The organism is Novosphingobium aquimarinum (genome assembly GCF_009746585.1).
In the GTDB taxonomy this organism is placed as follows: Bacteria; Pseudomonadota; Alphaproteobacteria; order Sphingomonadales; family Sphingomonadaceae; genus Novosphingobium; species Novosphingobium aquimarinum.
In genome coordinates, this window is the sequence record NZ_WRPO01000007.1 from 115,466 (window position 1) to 138,712 (window position 23,247).

General features: G+C 63.5%; 20 protein-coding genes. 4 read left to right on the forward strand and 16 right to left on the reverse strand.

The genetic code is table 11. The features are described from left to right. Positions 1-8: 8 nt before the first annotated feature. Positions 9-1,799 carry a DEAD/DEAH box helicase gene (locus GQO94_RS09905; RefSeq protein ID WP_156840993.1) on the reverse strand — a complete coding sequence of 597 codons (1,791 nt, stop codon included), beginning with the start codon at positions 1,797-1,799 and terminating at the stop codon, positions 9-11. A gap of 482 nt (positions 1,800-2,281) precedes the next feature. Between GQO94_RS09905 and GQO94_RS09910 the strand changes: the two genes are divergently transcribed. Beyond that, positions 2,282-5,257 carry a TonB-dependent receptor domain-containing protein gene (locus GQO94_RS09910; protein WP_198045912.1) on the forward strand — a complete coding sequence of 992 codons (2,976 nt, stop codon included), beginning with the start codon at positions 2,282-2,284 and terminating at the stop codon, positions 5,255-5,257. A gap of 68 nt (positions 5,258-5,325) precedes the next feature. Here the strand turns inward: GQO94_RS09910 and GQO94_RS09915 are convergent, their stop codons facing one another. The 6 genes from GQO94_RS09915 to GQO94_RS09940 all read right to left on the reverse strand — a co-directional run bounded on the left by GQO94_RS09915 (position 5,326) and on the right by GQO94_RS09940 (position 12,288). Beyond that, positions 5,326-7,143, reverse strand: coding sequence for a tetratricopeptide repeat protein (locus GQO94_RS09915; protein WP_156840995.1), 1,818 nt, complete (start codon positions 7,141-7,143; stop codon positions 5,326-5,328). Between the two features lie 43 nt (positions 7,144-7,186). Beyond that, entirely contained in the window at positions 7,187-8,365 is a 1,179-nt protein-coding gene (locus tag GQO94_RS09920) for a pyridoxal phosphate-dependent aminotransferase (RefSeq protein WP_156840996.1), read from the reverse strand. A 79-nt stretch (positions 8,366-8,444) separates the two neighbouring features. Further along, a complete protein-coding gene (locus GQO94_RS09925) occupies positions 8,445-9,881 on the reverse strand; it encodes an amidohydrolase family protein (RefSeq protein ID WP_156840997.1) in 1,437 nt (478 codons plus the stop codon). Further along, positions 9,878-11,215 carry a metal-dependent hydrolase family protein gene (locus tag GQO94_RS09930; RefSeq protein WP_198045913.1) on the reverse strand — a complete coding sequence of 446 codons (1,338 nt, stop codon included), beginning with the start codon at positions 11,213-11,215 and terminating at the stop codon, positions 9,878-9,880. Before GQO94_RS09930 ends, GQO94_RS09925 begins: the two co-directional genes overlap by 4 nt. Before the next feature lie 177 nt (positions 11,216-11,392). Continuing rightward, positions 11,393-11,782 carry a VOC family protein gene (locus GQO94_RS09935; protein WP_156840999.1) on the reverse strand — a complete coding sequence of 130 codons (390 nt, stop codon included), beginning with the start codon at positions 11,780-11,782 and terminating at the stop codon, positions 11,393-11,395. 11 nt (positions 11,783-11,793) lie between these two features. Beyond that, positions 11,794-12,288 carry a MarR family winged helix-turn-helix transcriptional regulator gene (locus GQO94_RS09940; RefSeq protein WP_198045914.1) on the reverse strand — a complete coding sequence of 165 codons (495 nt, stop codon included), beginning with the start codon at positions 12,286-12,288 and terminating at the stop codon, positions 11,794-11,796. Between the two features lie 94 nt (positions 12,289-12,382). Here GQO94_RS09940 and GQO94_RS09945 point away from each other — a divergent pair, with 94 nt between their 5' ends. The 3 genes from GQO94_RS09945 to GQO94_RS09955 all read left to right on the forward strand — a co-directional run bounded on the left by GQO94_RS09945 (position 12,383) and on the right by GQO94_RS09955 (position 16,146). After that, the gene (locus GQO94_RS09945; protein WP_156841001.1) at positions 12,383-13,777 is read left to right on the forward strand and encodes a sodium-dependent transporter; all 1,395 of its coding nucleotides are present in this window, start codon (positions 12,383-12,385) and stop codon (positions 13,775-13,777) included. 55 nt (positions 13,778-13,832) lie between these two features. Then, positions 13,833-15,023, forward strand: a complete 1,191-nt coding sequence (locus GQO94_RS09950) for an aminotransferase class V-fold PLP-dependent enzyme (protein WP_156841002.1) — start codon at positions 13,833-13,835, stop codon at positions 15,021-15,023. Between the two features lie 70 nt (positions 15,024-15,093). Continuing rightward, on the forward strand, positions 15,094-16,146 hold the full coding sequence (locus GQO94_RS09955; protein ID WP_156841003.1) for a cupin domain-containing protein: 1,053 nt from the start codon (positions 15,094-15,096) through the stop codon (positions 16,144-16,146). Between the two features lie 82 nt (positions 16,147-16,228). Here the strand turns inward: GQO94_RS09955 and GQO94_RS09960 are convergent, their stop codons facing one another. From GQO94_RS09960 to GQO94_RS10000, 9 genes are all read right to left on the reverse strand, one after another. Continuing rightward, on the reverse strand, positions 16,229-17,056 hold the full coding sequence (locus GQO94_RS09960) for an oxygenase MpaB family protein (RefSeq protein ID WP_156841004.1): 828 nt from the start codon (positions 17,054-17,056) through the stop codon (positions 16,229-16,231). 6 nt (positions 17,057-17,062) lie between these two features. Further along, positions 17,063-17,287 carry a DUF3072 domain-containing protein gene (locus GQO94_RS09965; protein ID WP_156841005.1) on the reverse strand — a complete coding sequence of 75 codons (225 nt, stop codon included), beginning with the start codon at positions 17,285-17,287 and terminating at the stop codon, positions 17,063-17,065. 101 nt (positions 17,288-17,388) lie between these two features. Continuing rightward, entirely contained in the window at positions 17,389-17,673 is a 285-nt protein-coding gene (locus tag GQO94_RS09970) for a DUF3175 domain-containing protein (RefSeq protein WP_156841006.1), read from the reverse strand. A 33-nt stretch (positions 17,674-17,706) separates the two neighbouring features. Further along, the gene (locus GQO94_RS09975; protein WP_156841007.1) at positions 17,707-18,501 is read right to left on the reverse strand and encodes an SDR family NAD(P)-dependent oxidoreductase; all 795 of its coding nucleotides are present in this window, start codon (positions 18,499-18,501) and stop codon (positions 17,707-17,709) included. Next, the gene (locus tag GQO94_RS09980; protein ID WP_156841008.1) at positions 18,498-19,685 is read right to left on the reverse strand and encodes a zinc-dependent alcohol dehydrogenase; all 1,188 of its coding nucleotides are present in this window, start codon (positions 19,683-19,685) and stop codon (positions 18,498-18,500) included. The genes GQO94_RS09975 and GQO94_RS09980 overlap by 4 nt, the downstream gene beginning before the upstream one ends. Then, complete coding sequence (locus GQO94_RS09985) at positions 19,685-20,353, reverse strand: SRPBCC family protein (RefSeq protein WP_156841009.1); 669 nt, start codon at positions 20,351-20,353, stop codon at positions 19,685-19,687. The genes GQO94_RS09980 and GQO94_RS09985 overlap by 1 nt, the downstream gene beginning before the upstream one ends. Before the next feature lie 345 nt (positions 20,354-20,698). Continuing rightward, positions 20,699-20,935: a hypothetical protein gene (locus GQO94_RS09990; RefSeq protein WP_156841010.1), complete on the reverse strand. Its 237-nt coding sequence runs from the start codon at positions 20,933-20,935 to the stop codon at positions 20,699-20,701. Between the two features lie 15 nt (positions 20,936-20,950). Beyond that, on the reverse strand, positions 20,951-21,127 hold the full coding sequence (locus tag GQO94_RS09995; RefSeq protein WP_156841011.1) for a hypothetical protein: 177 nt from the start codon (positions 21,125-21,127) through the stop codon (positions 20,951-20,953). Positions 21,128-21,266: 139 nt separating this feature from the next. After that, complete coding sequence (locus tag GQO94_RS10000) at positions 21,267-23,051, reverse strand: thiamine pyrophosphate-requiring protein (protein WP_156841012.1); 1,785 nt, start codon at positions 23,049-23,051, stop codon at positions 21,267-21,269. Positions 23,052-23,247 lie beyond the last annotated feature (196 nt).

Genomic DNA, 23,247 nt, shown 5'->3' on the forward strand with positions numbered 1-23,247 from the left:
GGCTTCGCTCATCCGTCCTTCCGACGGCCAGGACCGGGCTTCTTCTTGTTCTTGGCATAGGGCGGCGCGCCATCGTTCGATCTCTGGGCTTTGCCGGGGCCCTTGCGGTGCGGTTTGGCCTGGTACTTCGGCGGGCCGCCATGGCCGCCAGGCCGCGCATTCCTTCGGTTCTGCCTTGCGGTTTCGCGAGGCGGTTCCGTCGATTGCACGATCTGGACCGCTTCTTCCTCGGTCTCGGAACCGGCGGTCCGCTGCAGGGCTTCGCCGAACTTGCCGACGATGGCGCGCGGAACCTGGAAATGGGTCTCGTCCTGCCCGATGCGGATCGCCCCGATCTCGTTGCGGGTGATGTGACCACGACGGCACAGCAGCGGCAGGATCCAGCGCGGATCGGCATTCTGGCGCCGTCCGACGTCCATGCGGAACCAGACCACGTCCTCGAAGCCGGGACGATGCCGTTCCTTCTGCGCTTCGCGCCGTGCCTCGGGCGTGTTCTGGATCAGATCTTCCGGCTCGGGCATCTTGGCGCGGTGCGCATGCACCAGCATCGCCGCGATGTCTTCCGGGGTCCGTTCGGCGAGCAGGCGCTGGGCAAGCTCGCGATCGGTATCGTTGAGCTCGACCGGCTCGAGCAAGGTCGCGACCAGGCGCTCGCGATCCTGCTTGGCGATGGCTTCGCGGCTCGGGGCCTCGATCCAGTCCGCCTGGATCTTCGCGCGGTTGAGCATGGCCTCGACGCGCCGGCGACGGGGATAGGGAACGATCAGGACCGCCGTCCCCTTCTTGCCGGCGCGCCCCGTGCGGCCGGACCGGTGCTGCAGCACTTCGTCGTCCCGAGGGATTTCCACATGGATGACGAGAGTCAGCGTCGGCAGATCGATGCCGCGCGCGGCGACGTCGGTCGCGACGCAAACCCGCACACGCCGATCGCGCAGCGCCTGCAGCGCCTGATTGCGCTCGGACTGGGAGTGCTCGCCCGACAGCGCCACGGCGGTGAATCCGCGCTCCTGCAGAGTCGCGTGCAAGTGGCGCACGTTGTCGCGCGTCGCGCAGAACAGGATGGCGGTTTCCGCCTCATGGAAGCGTAGCAGGTTGACCACCGCGTTTTCGATCTCGGACGGCGAGACGGTGACGGCCTGATACGAGATGTCGCCATGGCCGCGGTCGTCGCCCACGGTGGAGATGCGCAAGGCATCGCGCTGGTAACGCCGAGCCAGCGCTTCGATCGGGCGGGGCATCGTCGCGGAGAACAGCAGCGTCCGGCGCTTTTCCGGCGTCGCGTCGAGGATTTCCTCGAGATCCTCGCGGAAGCCCATGTCCAGCATCTCGTCGGCTTCATCGAGCACGACCGCCGCAAGCGCGGAAAGGTCGAGCGCGCCGCGCTCGAGGTGGTCGCGAAGACGCCCCGGCGTGCCCACCACGATCGAAGCCCCGGCCTGCAGCGTGCGCCGCTCCTGCGAGGGATTCATGCCGCCGACGCACGTCGCGATGCGCGCGCCGGTCTTTCCATAAAGCCAGGCCAGTTCGCGACTGACCTGCAAGGCCAGTTCCCGCGTCGGCGCGATGACCAGCGCGAGCGGCGTGCGCGAGCGGGGCATCGTCCCGTCGCTGCCGATGAGTTCGCCGGCCATCGCCAATCCGAAGGCCACGGTCTTTCCTGAGCCGGTTTGGGCGGAGACGACGAGGTCGCGTCCCAGGGCCTGGGGCTCCAGGACCGCGGCTTGGACGGGAGTGGGGCTGTCATAGCCACGCTCGGCGAGGGCATCGCCGAATAACGACGGGAGGTTTGAAAAGGGCATTGAACTCACATTTTAAGGCTCGGCGCGCGAAATTGCGCGACCAGCGGCCGTCGGATCGATGGGGCAGCGGCCGGCTGCACGAGACTTCGCATGTGCCCGGCCAGTCCATCGCATCGACAGCTCCGCCGGCCTCCTACATGTTTGTGACGCGTTTGGCTTCGAAAGATTTCGAAGAAAATTCCAGGCCCTGCCTAAGCCCGTCTTGCTCCCCACGCGGAACAGCGGGACTTGCGCACCACTGCGGCCCCCGCTCGCCATCGCGACGCCCTCGCATCGAAGCGTGCCCATGTCGGCGAAGTGCAACGAGGGTTGCCCGTCCCGAGCTGCTGCGGAAAAATGCAAATAAACATTCTTCAATATATGCATTTGCATTGACAATGTTGATGGTTGGCGTACGTTTGCCTCAGAAACTCAAAAAGATTGCATCTGGGGGACCCGCCGAAACCAAAGTTCCAGGGGGATTTGTGGGCCAATTTATTTCGATGAGAACCGCGTTCAACGCGATCCTTTGCACTGCCAGCTCGACCATCGCCATGGCGACCGCGGCACATGCGCAAGTTAGTCCTGTGGAGGAGCCGGCAGGTGGCGAGGCCATCGTCGTCACCGGTTCGCGCATTGCGACGCAGAACGTGGAATCGGTCAGCCCGATCGCCGTTGTCGGCGAAGAGGAGCTGACGCTCACGGGTACGGCGACTGTCGAGTCGCTGCTCAACACGCTGCCGCAAGTCGTGCCGGGCGAAGGTGCGTTTACCAATAACGAGACCAGCGCCGCATCCACTCTCGACTTGCGCGGTCTCGGGCCGCAGCGCAATCTCATCCTCGTCAACGGACGGCGCTTCGTCTTCTTCGACGCGCGCCAGATCGTCGACGTCAATACGATCCCGACCGCGCTGGTGAAGCGCGTCGAGCTCATCACCGGCGGTTCTTCGGCCGTCTACGGCTCGGACGCGGTGTCGGGCGTCGTCAACTTCATCCTCAAGGACGACATGGACGGGGTGGAAGCCTCGACCCAGTACGACATCACCGCGGCTGGCGATTCCGCGCGCTTCAATCTCGATCTCGTGGCCGGCGCGAACTTCGCCGACGATCGCGGCAATGTCACGGTCTTCTACAACTACTACAACCGCGAGCCGACCTTTGCCGATGCGCGCGCCCGTTCGGCTTGCTTTCTGGAAGATACCGTCGTCAACGGCTCTCCGGCGCTCGCCTGCGGCGGTAGCGCGGGCATCCCGAACGGTCGCATTGCCGGGCTTCCCGCCGGCGCCGCGCTCAACGCGCGTCCCGGGGTTCAGAGCGCCCTTGCCGCGCTGGGGCTTTCGAACCTGACGTCGAACGGCTTCAAGTTCGACGATACCGGCTCGCAAGTCAGCCCCTTCGTGGTGCCGGGCGATCGCTACAACTTCAACCCGCTGAATTACCTGCAGCTTCCGCTGGTCCGCAACCAGTTCGGCGGCATGGCGCACTACGAAGTGACACCGGGGATCGAGGCCTACTTCGAAGGTCTCTACAGCTCGAACCGCACCAAAACGCAGTATGCCGCGACGCCGGTGACGGGCAGCTATTCGATCCAGGTCGACAGCCCGTTCCTGACGCCCGGTTTGCAGGACCTGTTCCGCGCGCTCGATCAGAGCGAAGGGACCGTGCAGCTCGATGCGAACAACAACCCGGTGCTGGGTGCCAACGGACGACCCGTCCTGATTCCGGCGGCCACGCGCGGCGACGGCTACACGACCGTCAGTATCGGCCGCCGTATCGCCGAAGGTTCGACCCGCAACGCGAATTACGATCGCGACGCCTATCGCTTCGTGGGCGGTCTGCGGGGCGACATCGGGTCGCTCAGCGAAGGCTTCATGACCGATCTGCAGTGGGATGCCTACTACTCCTACGCGAAGTCGAAGAACGTGCTGACGACGACCGGCAACATCGTCGCCTCGCGCTATGCGCAGGGCGTCACCACGCGCTTCGACGACAACGGCAATCTCGTCTGCGTCAATCCGGCGAATGGCTGCGTACCGCTCAACATCTTCGGCCCGAACATTTCGGCCGAGGGCATCGATTTCATAACCGAGCGGCAAGTCAGCACGTATGAGACCTCGATGAAGGTCGCGACGGCTTCGGTCACCGGGACACTGCTCGAATTGCCCGCCGGCCCCGCCGGCTTCGCGGCCGGTTTCGAATGGCGCGAGGTTTCCGCCGAATTCAATCCGGCAACCGGCAGCGTCGGACAAGTGGGTGAGCCGACCTTCGGCGAATACGACATCAAGGAATTCTTCGGCGAGCTTCGCCTGCCCGTATTCACCGGCTTCGAACTGAACGGCGCGTTCCGGTATTCGGACTACTCGCTCGACAACGTGAAGGGCGTGTGGACGTACGGCGGCGGCGCGACGTGGCAAGTGTTCGATGCCCTGCGCGTGCGCGGTCAGTACCAACGCGCGGTGCGTGCGCCGAGCGTGAACGAGCTTTTCTCCGCCCAGTCGCGCGTCTCGGAAGCCGCCAGCGATCCTTGTGCGCTTGCCTCGGCTGCCAGCGATTCCGCGATCCGAGCGCTCTGCGTGGCGACCGGTGTCCCCAACGGCATCGTCGGCACCAGCGGCGTGCAGCCGAGCTTCCAGGTCTCGGGCATCGTCGGCGGCAATCCCGACCTCGAAGAGGAATCGACGGATACCTATACCGTTGGCGCCGTGTTCGAGCCGATGCCGCGTCTCGTCGTTACGCTCGATTACTACAACATCACGGTAAACGATGCGATCGCGCGGCTGGGTGGTTCGATCAACAACGTCTTCGATCTGTGCTACAATCAGGTGCAGGACGCGAACAGCCCGTATTGCCGTTCGATCATCCGTCAGGACGACGGCACGATCGGCACGGGTACGAATGCCGCGGGTCAGAATAGCGGCGTCAGCGTGCTCTTCGCCAACATCGGCAAGATCCAGACCGACGGTATCGATCTTGGCCTCAGCTACTCGATCCCGGTGGGTATGATCGGCGACAACGAGGCGCTGCTCAACATCTCGACGACGGCGAACTGGCTCAACAGCTTTGATGTGACCGCGGTGGCGGCGCTGCCCGATCGCGTCAACGAATGCGCAGGCGCGTTCGGCCTCACTTGCGGGGAGCCCTTGCCCGAGTTCAAGGCGAACACGCGGCTGACGCTCAAGGTGGGCGGCTTCACCGGAAGCCTGCGCTGGCGTTACCAGGGCAAGGTGACCGATGACCGTGTCATTCGTGGCGTCGCGGCGGCCAGCGCGCTGCCGGTGCCTGAGATCAAGCCGGAGAACTACTTCGACATCTCGTTCAGCTACGACATGGAGCATTACTCGCTGTTCGGCGGCGTGCTCAACGCGCTGGACAATCACCAGCAATTGATCGGCAGCGCGCAGGAGCAGTTGAACACTTATCCGAGCACGTACGACCCGCTCGGCATCCGCTTCTTCCTCGGCGCCAAGCTGCGGTTCTGAGCCAGCACTAACGACCCGGCGGCCCGCCCTGCGTTCATCGCAGGGCGGGCCGTTCTCTTTGTGTCGGATCAGGCCGGAACGACGTCGAAGGCGACGGTCAGCCGCGGCTGATCGCTGCGAAACGGCACGGTGCCGTGATAGAGGTACGAGGGAAACAGCGCGAGCAGGCCGGGGCGGGGCCGTACGATTTGAGCCACCTGGTCTGCAGGGCCGCAATCGAGGTTCGAGCGTCCGAGCACCAAGCAGCCCGCATCGTCTTCACCCTGCGCAATCGTATCGGGAACCGAGACGTAGTAGCAGGAGCTGATCCAGCCCGCAGGGTGGATGTGACTGAGATGATGGCCCTCGCTCGCCAGCCTCACTGACCACGATCCGGAAAATCGGAACTGCGCGGACTTGCGCGCAAACAGCGGATGGCTTTCGTCATCCGGCATGCGCGCGATGTAATCCGTGATGGCGTTCTCCAGCATCGCGCGCAACGAGCGCAGCAGCGGCTCGCGCCGATCGAGCAATTCGCCCACCGTCTGCGTGCCGTTGCGCAAGGTCTGGTCGAGCGGATGCTGCCGGTGGTGGTGAAGCTGGCCCAGCAGAGCAGCAAGATCGCGGTTGAATTGGGTAATGTCGGCATAGCCCGGCGGCGGTGCGAGGACGCCGGACCAGACCGTGCGCTCGGCATGGATCGCCGCAGGTTCCCGTTCCTCGCCGGTCAAGCGTCGATGGAGTTGATCGAGCGCGATGCCTTGCTGATCGAAGGGCAGAGCGTCGCGCAATGGTTGCAGGGCGTCGCGGGCTTCCTCGAGCCGTCCCATCTCGAGCAGCAGCCGCACCCATTCGTAGCGCGCGCCGTGATCGGGCGGCGATGCCAGCGCGGCCTTGCGCAGCGGCGCGATCGCTTCTTCCCGTGCCGGGCCCTTGTGCGTCGCGAGGGCCTGGCCGAGGCGGTAGCATATTTCCGGCGTTTCCAGCCCGCGCGCGATGGCATCGCGCAGGATGCCAACGGCTTGCTCGACCTGTCCTACCTGACTGAGCTTGGCAGCCAGATCGGCGAGGAGCGGAGTGTCGTCGGGGTTGCGGACGAGCGCTTGCCCGTAGCTTTCGAGGTAACGCTCGCTGTCCCCGTGTTGCCAAAGCAGACGACTGAGAGAGTCGTGCGCTTCGCGCGAGCCGGGGCGCGCCGCGATGGCCTGGCGATAGGCCGCGATCGCTGCCTCGATCTCACCCAGCTCCTGGCGACAGTGGCCCAGGACGAAGCTGGCCTCATACATGCCGGGGCGCAGCCTCAGGCACTCTTCCAGCAGCAGCGCCGCATCCTGCGGTCGCCCGCCCAGACGCAGCGCGACAGCCAGGTTGTAGAGCGTGCCCACATGACCGGGGCGCAGCTGCGCCGCGCGAGTCAGGGCCTCGATCGCCTCGTCATGCTCGCCTTGCGTACGCAGCGCCCGACCCAACGACGACCACGCACGGCCATTCCCCGGCGCCGCGGTGACCGCCGAGCGGAGCGTCGCGACAGCGGCGTCGGCGGCGCCATCGGCCAGCTCGCATTCGCCGAGCGCGATCCGGGCATCGAGAAAGTCTGGCGCGAGCGCGAGGGCCGCTTCGTAGGCCTTTCGCGCCGCTTCCCGTTCGCCAAGCGCGAGCAGGGCATTGCCCAGGCCATGCTGCACGTGCGGTTGCGCGGGGCGGGCGGCAAGCGATTGGCGGAACAGCTCCGCCGCTCCGCGCTGATCGCCTTGCTTGCGCAGCAGCATGCCGGACAATTGCAGGACATCTGCATCTGCCGGCCAGCGCTCGCGCAGCCGGTCGAGCCGCTGCCGAGCGTCTTTGTCGCGGCCCGCGCGCAGCGCTGCGAGCGCGTCTGCCAGTCCCTGTTGCAATGGTTCGGTCACGTCAGAACGACCATACCACGGCCATCGCGCAAGGGGAGGGGCGTCAGCCCTCCGACTGGCCGTTGAAGAAGCGCGACAGGCGTTCGAGCGCCTCGTCCAGCCGCTCTTCGCTTTCCGATCCGAAGCACAGACGCAAGTGGCCTTCGCCCGCCGGCCCGTAGAAGCTGCCGGCTTCCACCACGACGTGGGCGTCCTCGAGTATGGCTTCGGCGATCGCCTGCGAGGGGCGCCCGAGCGCGCTCACGTCGGGAAAAGCATAGATCGTGCCTTGCGGGACTGCACACGTGACGCCCGGCATCTGGTTGAGCGCGCGCACCATCTTGTCGCGCCGGACCCGATCGGCCTCTTTCATCCGCCTTGCGCTTTCATTGCCGCTCAGCACGGCCTCGATCGCACCGTACTGAATGAACGTGTTCACGTGCGTCACGTCGTTCATCGTGATGGCCATCATGGCCTTGACGATCGCCGGCGGCGCGATCGCGCAGCCCAGCCGCCAGCCGTCCATCGCATAGGCCTTGGTGAAGGCGAGGAACGTGATGGTACGCTCGTACATGCCGGGCAGCGAGGCGATGCTGCAATGCTTGCTGTCGTCGTAGAGAACCTTTTCGTAGACCTCATCCGAATACACCAGCAGATCGTGGCGGATCGCGAGATCGGCCAGCGCTTCCAGCTCGGCGCGCTCGTAGACGCGGCCGGTGGGATTGCACGGATTGATCAGGACGATCGCCTTGGTGCGATCGGTGATTTTCGGCTCGATCAGCGCGGGATCGATGCGAAAGTCGTTCGCGGCATCGAGCGGAGCGGCGACCATGCGTCCGCCCGCCAGTTCCACTTTGCCGACGTGCTGGGGGTAGAACGGTTCGAGGTGAATGACTTCATCGCCCGGATCGATCGTGGCCATGATTGCCGCAAAAGCCGCGTGCGTGAGGCCGTTGGTGACGAGGATCTCATCGGGATCGACGCTCATGGCGTTCTCGGCCTGAAGCTTGTCCGCCAGCGCCTGGCGCAGTTCCGGGATGCCGCGCATGTCGGAATAGTGCACTTCACCGGCGCGCAACGCCGCGATCGCGGCATCCTTGATGTGCTCGGGCGTGTCGTGGCACGGGCGCCCGACTTCGAGATGGATGAGGTCGGCGCCTTGCGCGGCGAGCTTCATCGCTTTCTCGTACATTCCAAAGCTCTTGGGCGAAGCCTCGCGGATTCGCCGGGCGATCTGTTCCATCGGGTGTCCTTGCTCGTTCCGGTTCGTGTTCTTCCCGCGCGCATTGCGGAAATAGGGAATGCGCGGGAGGAGACCTGGCTTAGCGCTCGGCGCGCCTGAGAGCCCGCGTGCCGCCGGCCAGCGGCAGCTTGTCTTCATCGATCAGCATGCCGTTCTTCATCACCCAGACGATCTGCTTGGCGTTGTTGACGTCCACGGTCGGGTCGGCGTTCAGCAGCACCATGTCGGCGAACTTGCCCGGCTCGATCGACCCCAGAACGTCGTCCTTGCCGAGGTGCTTGGCGCCGTTCAGCGTCGCCATCACGACGATGCGCGCAGCAGGCACGCCCGCGCTCTGCATCAGTTCCATCTCGCGATGGACGGCGGGGCCGATGGTCTGGTCGGTGGCGATGGCGACGATACCGCCGGCGGCATCGACCATCCGCATGTTTTCCTGCGCGACCGGGGTCATGACTTTCATCCACCAGGTCCAGCCGCGCTCCTTCCATTGCGGCGCGGTCTCCTCGCGCAGCTTGCGGATCGCGTCGGCCGAAAGCGACGCTTGGTACAGCGGCTGATCGAGGAATTCGGGATGCTCGACCAGGCGGCTGTAGCCTTCGCCGATCGTCAGCGTCGTGGCCATCGGCACTTTCTTGGCGCCCATCAGCTTGGCGAATTCTTCGGTGATCGGACCTTGGATGACCGGGTGCGCGAGGCTGTCGATCCCGGCGAAGATCGCTTCGGTCGCGCGCAATTCGCTCGAGGTGTGCGCGGTCGTGCGTAGCCCGTGCAGATTGATCTCCTGGATCACCTGCTGCATCAGCTCGATCGGGAACTTGTCGATCATCGGGCGGGTGCCCCAACCATGCTCGTCATACGTCAGCTTGACGACGTCCGGCTTTTGCTCCTCGAGGTAGTCGAGCAGCTTCTGGCGGTCCTGCGTCCAGTCGCCGATCTTGATCGCCATCGAGGAGCCGTGGCCGTTGGGCGAGGTCACAAGATTGCCGGTCGCGAAAATGCGCGGCGAGAGGATCTTGCCCGCGCGCTCCTCGGCGCGCAGCCCCATGATGTGCTGCGGCACGTTACCCGCATCGTAAACCGTGGTGACGCCCGAATAGAGGTAGCTGGCCAGCGCTTGGAGGCCAAGTTCGTGGGCTTCCTTCTCGACGCGCAGCAATTCCGGCGTCGGCGATGTCCGCTCGCCCTTGCCCCGCTCGACGCCGACGAGGCGCTTGCCGTCGCCGCCACGCGCACCCTGCAAATGAATATGAACGTCCATGAGGCCAGGCATGAGGAACTTGCCGGCACCGTCGAGATGGCGACCTGGCACGGCCGGAGCCGCGGACGTCGGCGTCACGAAAGTGATATGGCCGTTCTCGACACCGACGGACATCGCCGATTGTTCAGGCTGACCGGTGCCGTCGATCAGGGTCACGTTGTCGACGATGTAATCCTCGGCGAGCGCCGGCGCGCAAAGGGCCAGCGCCAGCGAACCAACGCCCGAGGCAATCACCGTTTTGAGGGTTGGGAACTTCATTCGCTGACCTCCTGGCCATCCTGCTTGAAAACGAGACCGTCGCGCATGACGAAATTGACCGACAGGACTGCGTCGATGTTGTCCAGCGGATTGGCGTCGAGCGCGATGACGTCGCCGGCCATGCCGGGTGCGAGCTTGCCGCGATCGCGCAATCCGCCGGCCATGGCCGCGTTGACGGTACCGGTCTTGAGAGCCTCCATCGGGCTCATGCCTGCGTTGACGTATTCGAGCATCTCGCGCGCGTTGGTGCCGTGCGGCGCAATGCCGTTGTCAGTGCCGAGCGCGATGGGCACGCCCATCTGGATCGCCATGCGCACCATCTTCTTCGGTTGGTCGCCAAGCTTGTAGAGCTTGGCCAACGAATTGGGTCGCAGGTTGCGGAACGGCCCTTGAGCGATCTTCTCGGGAGAATCGCCCACCCAGGTGATCGGCCATACGGTGGGCACCAGCCACGTGCCGCGCTCCTTCATCAGGCGCAGGCTTTCTTCGTCGGCCCACATGGCATGCTCGATGGAATCGTAACCAGCGCGAACCGCCGCATCGATGCCCGACTTGCCGTGGGCATGGGTCGTTACCTTGCGGCCCATCATGTGGCCGGCCTCGACAATGGCCTTTAGTTCGTCGTCGGTGAATTGCTGCTCGGTGCCGGCGTCCGATTCGTCGAGCACACCGCCGGTGACGTGGACCTTGATGACATCGGCGCCATACTTGATTGCGTTGCGAACGGCCTTGCGGCACTCATCGGCGCCATCGCAGACTCCCGGCCGAATCTCGGCCTCCATGAGGTCGCGACGCAAACCGTGCGCGTCGGCGTGGCCATTGGTGGGGCTGATCCCTTCACCGGCGGCGATGATCTTGGGACCGGGCACGATCCCGTCACGGATCGCATCGCGCAGGCCGAACATGACGTCGCCCGTGGAGCCGAGATCGCGGACCGTGGTGAAGCCTGCCATCAGCGTTGCGACGCCGTTGACGTACGCATTGAGCGCCCAATATTCGCTCGGCTCGCGCAGGCGCAGCATGGGGTCGGTCCGGCTGGCGCCGCCGGACTGAAGATGGACGTGCATGTCCATGAACCCGGGCAGCACGAACTTGTCGCGAAGGTCGATGATCTGGGCGTCGGCAGGAAGTCCGGCGGACGCCGCATCGACGAACCCGGGCATGACCGCCCGGACTTTGCCATCGACCAGGATGACCGAGGCATTCCGAACGGGTCGATCGCCGGGAACCGCAAGCAGCGTGCCGGCATGGATGATCGTCGGAACCGCCTTTCGCGCGACGGCATGCTCTGGCTGGCCGGGAGGGAGGTCGGCGACGGTGGAAGTGACTGGCACGGCGCTTGCCGGAACCGACAGTGCCACCGCACCAAGCATAAGCAATTTCCGGAATGCATTCATCAGCTGCGCGCCCCACAATTTCATGCTTGAAACATATCGCTAATATATGAAAGTGGATATTTCAAGGGCGATGTGTCGGAAGGCCGATCTTCGCTCAGCGCAAATGCGTGAGGATCAAAGCCATTCGAAGAATTCGAGCGTGTATCCGCCGGGGTCGCGCAGCTTGAACTCGATGGTTCGGCCGCCGCATCCGATTTCCGCGCCGGCGCCGGTACCTTCTATGCCCTTGGAGAACAGCGTCTGGTGCCAGAGTTCGAGGTTGGTTGTCTCGATCGACAGCATCGCGCCCTTGTTGCCATCCCGCAGGGGCCGCTGACTTCCGCCGGTCGCATCCACCAAGCTGAGGTAACTCGAGGGGCCGATCTCGAAAATGGACACGAAATCGAGTTTCAGCACATTCTTGAAGCCGATGCGATCGTACCAGTCGATCGCCTCCTGAAGATCCTCGTAATAGAACATGGTATGGACGCCGCTAATCGGCAGGGCGCCCTCGAGGTCATGCACGATGCGAAAACCTAGAAATCCTGCGTGATGTTCTTTTCGATCTTGCGCAGGACCTCGTCGAGCATCTTGAGTTCGGCTGGCTCCAGGCTATCGAATGCGATCCGCTGATGGCGGAAGGCGGTGGGGATGATCTCATTGAATGTTTCCGCACCCTTCTTGGTGATGACCACCTCGACGATCCGCGAATCTTCGGCGCTGTTGTGGCGCGATACGAGTTCGTCCGATTCCAGCTGGACGACCACGCGACTGACTGTCGGCTGCTCCATCAGCGTATGTTCGATGATCTGCGAGAGATTCAATCTGCCATAGGCGCGCAAAACGCTCAAGATCCGCCATTGCGAGAGATTGACGCCCGTCGCCCGCAGTCGCTTGTGCAAGCGCACGTTGAGCAGGCTCGTGACCTTGTAGAGCTGATAGGGGATGTACGCGTCGATCCATCCGTTTCCACTTTCGAGATCGTCGACGGATACTGAATGGCTTGCTGCCGCGTTCTCTGTTTCCTGCACGACGTCCCTCGAATGGCCCTTCTCATGATCTAGAACCGCCTTGCAACATACGCAAGTATATGCAAATGCATATGTAGTGTGACAGGGAGCCACTATGTCCGATGCCAGGTCTTCGCGTGCCGAGCCCCCTTCCGAGGGCGGCGAGGTCTGGTCATCGAAGCTGGGGTTCATCCTGGCGACGGCCGCTGCGGCGATCGGACTGGGCACCCTCTGGCGCTTCCCTTACGTGGCGGGGGCCAATGGCGGCGGCGCGTTCGTCCTCATCTATGCGGCTTTCGTGGTGTGCCTTTGCATTCCCTTGATGATCGCCGAAATGGCGATGGGCAAGCGCGGACACGGCAGCGTGCTCGCGACGATGCGGCGGCTCGTTTCCGATGAAGCGGCGTCTCCGCTCTGGCGTGTGATCGGCTGGCTCAGCGTGGCCGTGCCGTTCTTCGGTCTGAGTTATTACAGCGTCGTCGCCGGCTGGTGTGTCGATTATGCGCGCGAGGCCGTGTTCACCGGCTTCCCCGGTGCAGACGCGGACAGTTCCAAGGCCTTGTTCGAAACGCTCATTGCCGGCGCCTTGCGGCAATCGCTCTTCCAGTTCGGCTTCATCCTGCTGGTGGCGGTGGTCGTCGCGCTCGGCGTCCAGAAGGGCATCGAGACCATTTCGAAGATCAAGATGGCTGCGTTGGCCATCGTGCTCGTCGGACTGGTCATCTACAACGCGGTGACATTCGATATTTCCGAAAGCGTCGCCTTCCTGCTTCGGCCGAACTTCGAAGCGGTTACCGGCGCCAGCCTGCTCACGGCGTTCGGACAGGCCCTGTTCTCGACCGCCATCGGCGCGGGCGTGCTGATGACGTACAGTGCCTATCTGCCGCGCGGTGTGTCGATCGCGCAATCGTCCGCGATCGTGTCGCTGTCCGTCATCGTGGTCGCCATGCTGGCCGGACTCGCCATTTTCCCGATCGCCTTGTCCAGCGGTATGGGTGTTGCCGAAGGTCCGAACCTCATCTTCGTGACTTTGCCGGTGGCGTTCGGCCAGATGCCGGGCGGACGTCTCGTGGGGATCGTGTTCTTCGCCCTCGTTTCGCTCGGAGCCTTCACCACGGCCGTGGGCATGCTGGAGCCGGTCGTGGCCGTCCTGCGCGAATTGACCGGCTGGCGCCGCGGGCCGGTGGCATTCGGCGCGGCCTTCGCGATCTGGCTGATCGGCTTGCCGTCGCTGCTGTCCTTCGGGCCGCTCGCGAACTTTCATCCGCTGGCGCTCGTGCCCGGTTTCGAGACCAAGACGTTCTTCGATGCGCTGGACTTCGGCATTGCCGAATTGCTATTGCCGATCAACGCCTTGCTCATCGCGATTTTCGCGGGATGGATCATGCGCACGGTGATGAAGTCGAGCGAGGATTTCAGCGCGCGCGGCCTTGCGATCTGGCGCCGCGTCATCCGTTTTCCCGTCCCGGTCGCCATCGTGGTCCTGCTGCTGAGCAGCCTGATCGGTTGACCGGCGCGGCTGCCCGAAAACCTGCTAGACCTCATCCCAATTGCCGGAGCGAACTGTGCCTGCATCCTTCAATGTCGACGACTTCCGCGCGAACTTTCCTTCGATTCCGCGACTGACCTATCTCAACAGCGGATCGTACGGACTGCTTGCCAATGGTGTGCGCGATGCGTTGACGGGGTATATGGATGGGCGCATCGAAAACGGTGCGGACTGGGCAGGCTGGGTCGGCGAGCTGGAAGACGTGCGCGCCAAGATGGCGCGCCTCCTGGGCACCGATGCGGACGAGATCGCGATCACCGGTTCGGCCTCTTCCGGACTGAACGCGTTGGCGAGCGCCTTCGATTTCCGATCCGAGCGCAACCGGATCGTGGTCTCCAACTTCGAATTTCCCACCAGCGCGCAGATCTGGCACGCGCAGGAGCGGGCGGGCGGCGAAGTGGTCCATGTCGCCGAGGGATCGGAAGGGCGCATTCCGCTCGAACATTTCGAGCAGGCGATTGACGAGCGAACCGCGATCGTCGCGATTTCCCAGGTCTGCTACCGCCATGGCGGGCGCATCTCCGATGACGATATCCGCGCGATCGCGAAGATGGCGCATCAGCACGGCGCGCTGCTCGTGCTCGATAGCTACCAGATCGTCGGCACGGAAGTCATTCGCCCCCGCGATCTGGACGTGGACGTCTGCATCGGCGGCATGCTCAAGTACTTGCTGGGCACCGCCGGGATCGGCTTCATGTACGTGCGCGGCAGCCTGATCTCGCAGCTCATCCCCCGCGCCACGGGCTGGTTCGCGCAAGCCGATCTCGACGCCATGGACATCTTCGCGTCTGTCCCGAGCGAGACGGCGCGCCGCTTCGAAGGCGGAACGCCGCCGGTGCCGTCCTGCATCGCCTCATCCGCTGGTCTGTCGCTCATCCTCGATACCGGGCTGGACGCGATCGCGGAGCAGGTCCGGCGCGTGACTCGATCCGCGCTCGATGCGCTTTCGGAGGCCGGGATTCCGTTCAACAACCCGAATGAGGACGCGCAGCGCGGGCCGTTGATCTCGATACCGTCGCTCGACGATGTCGGGATGGTCGACAGTCTGGCGAGCAAGGGCATCGTCACGTCTTGCCGCGACGGCAAGATCCGCGCCGGCTTCCACGCCTACAATGACGAAGGCGATGTCGCGCGTTTCGTATCGGCGCTCAAGGACCACCGCGACATGTTGGGTACGGCACCTGAAATGGCGGCAGCCCGCTTCTAGCTAGGGTCCTTGGTGGAGCCGACCGAATGTCGGGACCTCATTTCCAGCAAGCATCAGTAGAGTGACGGGCGTGACCGAAAAATCGCAAAATCCCTCGAAGCGCAAACCCTCGTATTGCGAACTGCGGGCCGGACAAGTCGTCCTGTGGTGTGCTTGCGGGCAATCCACCAATGGCCCTTTCTGCGATGGAAAATCGCATCTGGGCTCGGGCAAGGTGCCTGTCCGCTATCGCGCGCAGGCGGACGAGGAAGTCTTGTTCTGCGAATGCAAGCACACTGCGACCCCTCCGTTCTGCGACGGGACGCATAGCAATCTGCCGGGCGGCTATGCCGATGCGCCCGAAACGGTCGATGCCGAAGCAATGCCGCTGGTGCCGCGAGACTCGCGCGGGATCTCGCCTCTCGACGATAGCTGTTATGTCGTCTCGCCCGGAAGCGTGCCGCCGTCGTGGGAATCGGAAACGGTCCGGATTCGTCCACTGGTAACGCGGGAGCTTGGGGCCAGCCATCAGTCGCAGTTTCACGTCGCGCTCGACAAGGGACGATCGCCGCTGCTGTCGGCTGCGGGCGACACGGTCGTGTGGATCGCCGGCGGCAAGGGCCGCGCGCTCGTCGGCGACACGGCGATCGAGATCCCGGCGATGGGTGGCCTGCACATCGGTGCGGGCGTGCCCTTCGCGTTCGAGGGCGACGAGATCGAGGCGTATGTCTCGGTCTGTCCGGCCGTAGCGGACCTCGAGGTGGACGATACGGCATGGTCATGGCGGGACGCCAAGCCTGCGGACGACCTGAGAACGATCGACGAGGCGGCAAGAGTCGCCATGGGACCAAGGTACTTCCAGGTTCTCATGGATGATCGTGACGGCCTGGATAACGCCGCGCAATTCATCGGCCACATTCCGCTGTCCCGCGCGGATATGCACCGACACCTCTATGAAGAAGCTCTGATCATCGTCTCGGGCGAGGGCATGATCCATAATCCGACGTGTCGCGCAGTGGTCGGAGCCGGAGATGTCATCTTCTTTCCGCGCAAGGTTGTCCATTCTCTCGAATGCACGGCGTCGGAAGGCATGGATGTGGTGGGATTCATCTATCCCGGCACAAACCCGGGGATCAATTACTGACGCCAGCCGATCGGCTACGGTTTTTATTTCAAGAAGGTGATGGGCGCAGGCTTGCCCGGTGCGGCCGCGAGATCCTGCCCGCTCAGCGAAAGGCCCAGCGCAACATGCCCGCCAGCGCGAACGTCCCGCCGGATACCAGCGGGCGCGACAGGCCCGACGAGGGCAGGCGATGCAGGCGACGGGCCCAGCCGGGCAGCAAGTCCACCGCAGCCTGCTGCATCAAGCCCAGCGGTACGGTGTCCATCGCGCTATACTTGGCTTTCTCTAGGACCAGCGCCGCAACTTTTCGGGTTCGATTATCCGCTCGCAATTGCGGACGGATGTGGCGGATCTTGCGCAGTGTCGCGGCGCGGCTGGTCGGTACATCGCGAGCACCGAGATGCTCGGCGACGATCGCGACTTGCGCGAAATAGCGATCCTGGTCCGCTGCCGACATGTTCGGCTCGGCGAAGCGGATCCACGCATCGAGGAAGGAAAGCGTCTCGGTAACGTGGACCCAGGTGAGTAGCTCGGGATCGGTCGCGCTGTACGCGGTGCCGTCGGGCAACTCGCCACGTACCTGTTCGTGAATGGAGCGAACGCGCTCGATCGCCTGGAGTGCTTCGTCGCGGCCGCCGTACGTCGTCAACGCGATGAAACGGGCGGTGCGTCGCAGCCGGCCATGCATGTCCGCTCGGAAATTCGAATGATCCCACACACCGCCCAGTACGGCGGGATGCAGCATTTGCAGGAGCAAAGCTGAAATCCCGCCGACCATCATCGTCGTCACATCGCCATGGACGCGCCATGGCACCGAGTGCGGACCGAGCAGACCATCGCTGCGCCGCTCGACGGGGCGCTCGCCTTGGGCGGGGTCGTTGAAGGTCGCTCGTACCTTACCGACAAGAAAGCGCCGCGCGAGGTCCTGCATCCCGGATCAGCGGCCGAGCTGGGCCTTGAGATCGTCGATCCGCTTGGAGGCTTCGGCCTTGCTAAGATCTGCCGATGGCGGGTCGATCTTTGCCTCTTCGCACAGGGTCGTGAGGTAGGATGCTTGGGCCCCGGTCATCGGATCGTCGCCCGAGACCCAATTATCGGGATCTTTTTCCGCGTTCGAACCGGGATGATCTTCAAGCTTGGGATTGTCGAGGTCGTCAGCCATGAGCGTGTTCCTTAAAGTTCTTGTTTCGTTCTAATGAACGACAAAAGCAGCCTAGAGTTCCCGCCATCCGTTGGCTGCGGGCTCACGGTACCCCGCAACGATCATGAGTCCGCCGGCTCCTTGGCGAACAGGGCGCGCAACTCGATCTTGGCGGCTTCCAGCTTGTTGCGTTGCTTGGCGGACAGATTGTCTCCCGCCCGGTTGATGTAGAACGTCAGCATGCTCATCGCGGACTGGAGGGGAGTGCCTTTGCGCCGATCGCTTTGCTCTGCCGAGCGCTTCAGCGATCGCGCGATCTCGCGTGGATCGTCGAGCGAGAAGACGCCGTCTTCAAGCTCGAGCGAGACCGATTTCTCGGTAACCTCCTGGGACCACTTTTCGGTCATCGACACTCCGCTGTTATACCATGGCGTGCGGGCTCAGGTCTCCGGCTGAGCCATCCGACGATGCATCTGCGCCATCACCGAATCTGGCAGAATGTCCGCGAAGAGCGCTTGCACCTTGTTCATGAAGCCGCTGACCACTTGGGTCTCGCCCTTGAGCATCGCGGCATAACCGTCCTTCGCCACTTTGGCGGGATCGGCCTTGTCATCGTCCTGCCCGACCGGTGTATTCATCATGCCGGCACGTTCGAAGAAATCGGTGTCCGTGACGCCCGGCTGCAAGCACGTGACGACGACCTCGGTTTCCTTGAGCTCGTTGGCGAGACCCACGCAGAAATCGTCGATGAACGCCTTGGTCGAGTTGTAAACCAGCTGGAATGCGCCCGGGATATGCCCCGCAATCGACCCGGTAACGAGGATCCGCCCCCGGTTCCGCGCCCGCATCTGCCGGCCGATCGCGTGGACCAGCTGGCAAGTGCCCGTGACGTTGGTCATGATGACGTGGCGCGCCTTGTCCCACTCTTCGTCGAAGAACGCGCCGCTAAGCCCATGGCCCGCATTGGCGATCAGCGCCGAGACTTCGCGGTTGGTGACGCTCTCGACCACTTGCTTGACGCCGTCCTCGGTGGCGAGATCGCAGACCAGCGTCTCGATCGATTTGGCCCCGGCCTCGCGTGCTATGGCTTCGGCAGCGGACAAATCGCGGTCGGCCACGAGGAACAGCGAGACGCCATCCTTCGCCGCCAGTCTGGTCAGTTCCAGGCCGATCCCGCTCGAAGCGCCGGTGATGATGACGAAACCCTCGAGTGCGTCGATCTTCTTATCGCTCATGCCGCCAACTCCATATCGGGCTTGAGGACGACCTTCGTCCAGCTGTCCTGTTGTTCCTTGAAATTCTTGTAGCCCTTGGGGGCCTGCTCGAGCGGCAAGCGATGGCTGATCAGGAACGTCGTATCGAGCGTACCGTCCTCGATTTTGGCGAGCAGATCCTTGGTGTACTTCTGGACATGCGTTTGTCCGCTGCGGACCTGCAGGCCCTTTTCCATCAGCGCGCCGAGCGGGAACTTGTCCGTCATGCCGCCGTAGACGCCAGGGATCGAGACTCGGCCGCCGCGGCGGACGGCGAGGATCGCCTGCTTGAGGGCGCTGGCGCGATCCGCACCGATGCCGATCTTCTGCTTGGCGATGTCGAGCATGTTGTCGATCGCGAAACCGTGCGCTTCCATTCCGACGGCGTCGATGACCGCATCCACGCCGATCCCGCCGGACATTTCCATCAAGGCTTCGCGCACGTCGGTCTCGCGAAAGTTGATCGTCTGCGCGCCCAGCTTGCGCGCAAGCTCGAGCCTGTGAGGGTAATGATCAATGGCGATGACTTGCGCCGCGCCCATCGCGAGCGCCGACTGAATGGCGAACAGTCCGACGGGACCGCAGCCCCAGACGGCTACGGTATCGTCGGGGCCGATATCGGCGTTCTCCGCGCCCATCCAGCCGGTCGGCAGGATGTCGCTGAGGAACAGCACCTTGTCGTCTTCCAGATGGTCCGGAATCACGATCGGGCCGACATCGGAATAGGGCACGCGGACGTATTCGGCTTGTCCGCCCGAATAGCCGCCCGTGAGGTGCGAATAGCCGAACAGACCGGCCATGGCCTGGCCGTAGAGCGTCGCGGACATGTCCTGCTTTTCGGCCGGATTGGAGTTCGAGCAGCACGAGAACTGCTGGACCTGGCAATGAAAGCACTGGCCGCAGCTGATGGTGAAGGGCACCACGACGCGCTGACCCTTCTTGAGGTTCGACTTGGGTCCGATCTCGACGACTTCGCCCATGAATTCATGGCCGAGAATATCGCCTTCGAGGACCGCCGGGATGACCCCGTCGTAAAGGTGAAGATCGGATCCGCAGATCGCCGTCGAGGTGACCTTGATGATCGCATCGCGCGGATTGACGATTTCGGGATCGTCGACGGTGTCGACACGGACGTCATGCTTTCCGTGGAAGGTGAGGGCGCGCATCAGGCGGTCTCCGCTTTTTCGTTTTGTTGGATTTTGGCGGCGCGGGTCTCGCTCTTGCGCCGTGCCGAAGTGGTGACTTCGCCGGTCTCCATCAGCATCTTGAAGCGCTTGAGATCGTGGCGCGCCTGGATCTGCGGTTCGCGCAGGAAGAGCGAGGCGATCGCCTTGCCCAGTTCGCCGCCGGGTGGGCTGTAATCGATGGTCAGCGAAACGCGGGTACCCCGGTCGCCGGGGGCGTCCTCGAAAGTGACGTTGCCTTCGGTCTTGATCTGCGATTCAGGCACCGATTTCCACGCGATCATCTCTCCGGGGCGGTTCGCGACGACTTCGGTCACGACATCGACGGTTTGCCCGGCAGGTGCGCGTATCGTCCAGGTCGCGCGGTCGTTCGCGCCGTCCTTGGTCACGCTGACCAGGTTTTCCATGAAGGACGCGAGATTGGCAAAATCCGACCAGTAATCGAACAGTTCCTTGCGCGCCTTGGCAATGGTGACCGAGCGCCCGACGATGTCATGGCCCTGATAACCGCGCCGGCCCGCTGAATTGGGCGCATCGTCCCGCGCCGGACGATCTTTGCTGCGAGCAGCCAGCAAGGCACCCACGCCAGCCGTCAGGCCGAGTGTTGCCAAGCCGACGCCGAAGGCAGCTTTGCCTTTCGAATTTGGCATGTATTCCATTCCTCTCAACGGTGAGTGAGTCGAGAGAGATGCAAAGATCGCAGGAAGGATCACGGACAAGGTCGCGGCAAAAACACGTACCGCATTTCAGTCCTGTCTTCGGCGATGTTCGCGACTCTCTATTCAAGAGGCCAACGGCTCAGCGAGCAGGTTCGTTCCTGATTCTTGAATATTAAGTCGCAAGTCGTTTCCTGCACTGTAGTGCAGTCTAACATAGATCAAGTTTACAAAAATTCGCTTGGGTTCGTTTCACGTTTTTCGACGGACCCCGCGCCATAGCGACGAGCACTTGCGGTGCCTCGCTATGGCGCGTGGTCGACTATCGATCGTGACCGATCAGTTGCCGCCGTCCTGCATGTGCGACAGGGTCTTGTCGCCCTTGCGCGCATCGGCTTGCGGATTGTCGGATCCGCGAACCCGTTCGGTGTTCTCGCCTTCGAGCACTTGCTTGAGCTCGTCGCGCTTGCCGACATCGCGCGCGACGCCGCCGCCGCTGCTGCTTTGCGGGCCGGGCGCGTCGCTCATCGAGTCGATCAGGTCGTTGTCAGGATGACGGGATTGGCGTTCAGGCATCTTGTTCTCTCCGGTTTAGCGGTTGCCGGTCTGACCGCGAGTTTCGTGCTCGTTGCCGGTCGGCATATCCTTCTTTTTCGTATTGTGGTCGGTGACCTGCTGCCCTTTGACGGATCCATGCGCTTCACTGGTCTGATGCGCCGGGTTCTTGTCGGTCGGCTGCTGTTCGGCGGGGTTGATTTTCTCGCTCATCGACGAATTCTCCTATCGTGTACCCCATCAGCGAACAGACCCCGGTCAATGTTCCGCGCGGTGCGACGAGCCGCCGGCGGAGCAGGGCGACAGGACCGGGCAACCTTGCAAAAGTGTCAGAGCGAAAAGCGCCCTGAGATCACTCTCCACCGGTCAGCGTTGCCGTCAATTGCCGGATGCTGCCCTTGATCATGCCTTCGCCCTGCGGATCACCCTTGATCGTGGCGAACATCATGTTCTTCGCTTGCTTGAAGCTGATATGCGGCGGCAGCGGCGGGACTTCGGGATCGGTCTTGACCTCGAGCACGGTCGGCCGCCCAGCCGCAAGCGCAGTCTCCCACGCGGTCCCCAAGCGCTCCGGATCGTCGACGAAAATCCCGGAAAGACCGATCATCTCGGCGAAGCGGTAATAGGGCACATCGGGTAGGCGCTGGGTCATCTCCGATTTGGGATTGCCCTCCATGACGCGCTGTTCCCAAGTGACCTGATTCAGATCCTCGTTGTTGAGCACGCAGATCACGAGCGTAGGATCGGCCCAGCGCTCCCAATATTTCGCGATCGTGATCAGCTCGGCCATGTTGCTCATCTGCATGGCGCCATCGCCGACGCAGGCGATGACCGGACGATCGGGGTGCGCGAACTTGGCCGCGATGGCGTAAGGCACTGCCGCGCCCATCGATGCGAGCCCGCCCGAAAGCGACGCCATCATATCCTCGCGGATCATGAGATCGCGTGCATACCAGTTGGCGCAGGACCCGGAATCGCTGGTGATGATCGCGCGATCGGGCAGCCGTTGCGACAGCTCGGTGAAGATGCGCTGCGGGTTGACCGGATTGGCAGGCTCCGCCGCGCGATCCTTAAGCTTGGTTTCCCAATCGCGCTTCCAGCCGGCGATGGATTCCCGCCAGCTGAGATCCTGCTGCTGGTCGAGCAAGGGAAGCAGGGCGTCGATCGTCGAAGCGACATCGCCTTCGAGCGGCACTTCCATAGGATAGCGGATTGAGAGCATGCCTGGATCGATGTCGATCTGGACCCCGCGTGCCTGGCCTTCCTTGGGCAGGAACTCCGAATAGGGAAAGCCGCTACCAAGCATCAGCAAGGTATCGCATTTCATCATCATCTCATAGCTCGGCTCGGTGCCGAGAAGGCCGATGGATCCCGTTACCCAGTCGAGCGCATCGGGCAGCACCTGCTTGCCGAGCAGCGCCTTGGCGACGCCCGCGCCCAGGCGATCGGCAATAACCTTGAGCTTGTCTTCTGCACCGATGCAGCCTGCGCCCGCCAGAATGGCGATCTTCTTGCCCGCGTTGAGCACGTCGGCCGCGCGGCGCAGGTCGGGATCGGTGGGGACGATCTTGGGGCGGGTGTACCCCACGCCGGAGAACACCGAGCCATGTTCGCGCGCCGGCATTTCCATCGGCTCTTCCTGCAAGTCGTTGGGCAGGATCAGCGCGGTCACCCGCTTGCGGCCGAGCGCGATCCGGCAGGCCCGATCGATGAGGTGACGCACTTGCGGCGCTTCGGCGGCATAGCCGGTAAATTCACCCGCGACGTCCTTGAACAGGGATTGGAGATCCAGCTCCTGCTGGTAATGCGCGCCGACCGAGGCGCGGGCCTGCTGGCCGACGATCGCGAGCACCGGCATGTGATCCATGCGAGCGTCGTAGAGGCCGGTGATCAGATGGGTCGCGCCGGGTCCCGAAGTGGCGAGGCAGACGCCAAGCTCGCCGGTGAATTTGGCATGTGCCGAGGCCATGAAGGCCGCCATTTCCTCGTGCCTGACTTGCACGAACTCGAACTTGTCGCGCCTGCGGTCCAGCGCGCCGATCAGTCCGTTGATGCCGTCGCCGGGATACCCGAAGATCCGCCGCACGCCCCAATCATAGAGGCGGTCACAAACGAAATCGGCGACGGAATTGGACATGGCGGGCGCTCCTTGCTTAACGAAAGTCCTAGTTTTGCCCCCACGCACACCAGTGATGCGCGTCGTGGTCTGGTAACAATTGCGGTCCCCGCTGCGTTCCGGGACGGCCAAAAAAAGCGAGCGTACGGCGCACGCCTTGGCGCATTTGGCGGGATCGTTCCCGAGGGCCCTTATCCGTGCCGCCGAGCGCCGATGC